The sequence below is a fragment of the Segetibacter koreensis DSM 18137 genome (assembly GCF_000374045.1).
Lineage (GTDB): Bacteria > Bacteroidota > Bacteroidia > Chitinophagales > Chitinophagaceae > Segetibacter > Segetibacter koreensis.
In genome coordinates this window covers 1-2,363 of record NZ_KB893365.1, presented here as the reverse complement: position 1 = coordinate 2,363, position 2,363 = coordinate 1, and the positions used below count along the sequence as shown (strand labels likewise).

Annotated in this window: 4 protein-coding genes; 1 reads left to right on the top strand and 3 read right to left on the bottom strand. The window is 37.0% G+C overall.

What is annotated here, in order from left to right:
• Positions 1-91 precede the first annotated feature (91 nt).
• Together B154_RS0122730 and B154_RS0122725 are read right to left on the bottom strand one after the other, a co-directional pair.
• Complete coding sequence (locus tag B154_RS0122730; RefSeq protein ID WP_157580932.1) at positions 92-397, bottom strand: SBBP repeat-containing protein; 306 nt, start codon at positions 395-397, stop codon at positions 92-94.
• Positions 385-867, bottom strand: a complete 483-nt coding sequence (locus B154_RS0122725; protein WP_026260366.1) for an SBBP repeat-containing protein — start codon at positions 865-867, stop codon at positions 385-387. The genes B154_RS0122730 and B154_RS0122725 overlap by 13 nt, the downstream gene beginning before the upstream one ends.
• Positions 868-896: 29 nt before the next feature.
• Between B154_RS0122725 and B154_RS0122720 the strand changes: the two genes are divergently transcribed.
• Positions 897-1,142, top strand: coding sequence for a hypothetical protein (locus tag B154_RS0122720; RefSeq protein ID WP_018616659.1), 246 nt, complete (start codon positions 897-899; stop codon positions 1,140-1,142).
• 106 nt (positions 1,143-1,248) lie between these two features.
• On the opposite strand, the gene B154_RS0122715 is transcribed toward B154_RS0122720, so the two are convergent.
• Positions 1,249-1,767: an Ig-like domain-containing protein gene (locus B154_RS0122715; RefSeq protein ID WP_245542644.1), complete on the bottom strand. Its 519-nt coding sequence runs from the start codon at positions 1,765-1,767 to the stop codon at positions 1,249-1,251.
• Positions 1,768-2,363: the final 596 nt, after the last annotated feature.

Genomic DNA, 2,363 nt, shown 5'->3' with positions numbered 1-2,363 from the left:
AGAAGCATCAAGGGTGAAGGAAGGAGTATTAAACTCGAGACCATTTCCTACGCCGGTAAACCTTTTTACCCAAAGTTCATTTCCAGCTGCATCATTTTTTTTGCTGACAAAGTCTAAAAAATGATGCACCTGTTACATAAACATTACCTAACCTGTCGATTGCAACTGACGCTGCGATGAAATTTTCAAGTGCCGGTGTTTCCCAAAGTTTATTTCCCGAACGATCATATTTAGTGGTAACAAAATTGTTCCCTGTTACATAAATATTTTCAGAGTCATCTACAGCAAGAGAAAACTTCATATCGTGATGCTTTAATACAAACACTTCATTACCATTTCTGTCATATTTTACAGTAGCATCCAAGCCCATGACATATACATTTCCTAAAGTATCCACAGTAACAAATTCTCCACCATCATGCGCATCAGAGTCATAGTCACCGTCATGTCTTCGAACCCAAACCTCATTTCCTGCCTATCATACTTTATGGTCGCATATTCATAACCTGTTCCTTTACCCATGCTATAACCAGTTACATAAACATATTCCAAAACGTCTACCGCAAGAGAAAATGGAGTATCATCGCTATTGCCGGGTCCATTGTATCTCCTTACCCAAAGTTGGTTTCCTGCGGAATCATACTTTACTGTTGCATAGTCATCACCTGTCCCTCTGCCCAAGCTACTTCCGGTTATATAAACTTTTCCTGCGGAGTCCACTGCCATTGATCTCACTATATCCCTTCCATCACCAGGGCCATTATATACTCGTTCCCACTGTTGAATGGGCTGGGAAAAACATAACATTGAAGGAAGGAGAAAAAACGTAAAAAACTGGAGTTTTCTAAAGAGTTGAATATTTTTCATAAAGATAAGTTTTAGAAACTGGGAAGAAGATGAAGCAATTTTCAGAAAAAGTCGCAACTGGAAGAAAAATTTCTTATTACGCTCCAAATGATAACAAAAAAGCACAGATATTGGTAACCGACATGAAAGGTCGTGTGTTAAGAGCTTATAGTGTTGCAAGAGGCGAATGCCAGGTTAATATCAAAAGCCAGGAACTTCCTACAGGTACGTATAATTACACTTTTTGTGTCAATGGCAGTAAGATTGATACAAAGCAAATGATTATTACGAAATGAATATGCATTAATGAAGCATCAGTTGTTTGTAAGACGTCTAACTATTTTATTTTTAATAAGGGTTGCTACAACTTTACAAACTGCTTATACACAACTTGCTTACCTGTCACACCTTGACAGTATACGCTCCCTTTGCCAGGATAGACACATCGAGTTGAACAATTTGATTTGACAATTTTGTATGTATAGTTTTCATTACAACTCCTGTACCAGAAATAACAAATATTGTTGATGACTTATTTTGCTCTAATCCGCTTGTGTAGATATTTAAACTGTTTTTGGTAGGGTTAGGACTTAGTCTGAGGCCCGGAATATTATTTTTATCATTTGAAAAAACAGATCTACGGTTTGCCGCTGCAGTCTCTGCTACTGTAAATGTTACAGCTTTAGATGTAGCTGAAAGACCTTTGTCATCATAAGCTTTAGCTTTAATGGTGTATGTTCCTGGCTGTACATTTATCCAGTTATAAGTATAAGGATAAATGTATTCAGTCTTTAATAAAGTTGAACCTTGATAAAACTCTACTTTACTTATTCTATCATTCGGGTCTTTTGCTTTCGCAATTAAATGAATAGTTGCAGGGCCGGTATAGGTTGTATCATTAACAGGACTTGCAATACTCACTACCGGCGGCACATTTTCCTCTACTACCGATACATTTATAGCGTTTGATGTAGCTACGTCGCCACTATTATCATAAGCTTTTGCAGTGAGGGTGTAATTACCGAAGGGAACATTATCCCATAAAATCCGTAAGGAAACTCTGTTTCAGTATGAAGCGGAGTTAAACCATTATAAAATCGAACTTTAATTATTTTACCGTCATCATCTGTTGCTGTAGCATTGAGCTTAATTCTAGCACGGGCAGAATAGCAGAAACTTAACTGATTTCTCTTTCTTATCAACCGCTCGATATGAATACATCCACTCCCCTTTCGCCTTATCCGATTTATTCATTCTCCCGCTTTTCCCATGGATTTCTTATGTTCATTAATCCAGTTTCAACAAATGCAGTAAACTTATTCTTCCATCTTTGTATTATTTTTAGTGCTTTCTTAATTACTAAATTTTACAGTAGATTACAGATCGTATTGCACTAAAAGGAGTAAGCAATCATCTTTGGAAACGTTCTCGGTAATCCCTCCTTTTTCGGCTCCTCCAAAAATGATTTCCGAAGCTAACGTTTGACTGGTGCATCAGCATAATTATTATATTGCCTT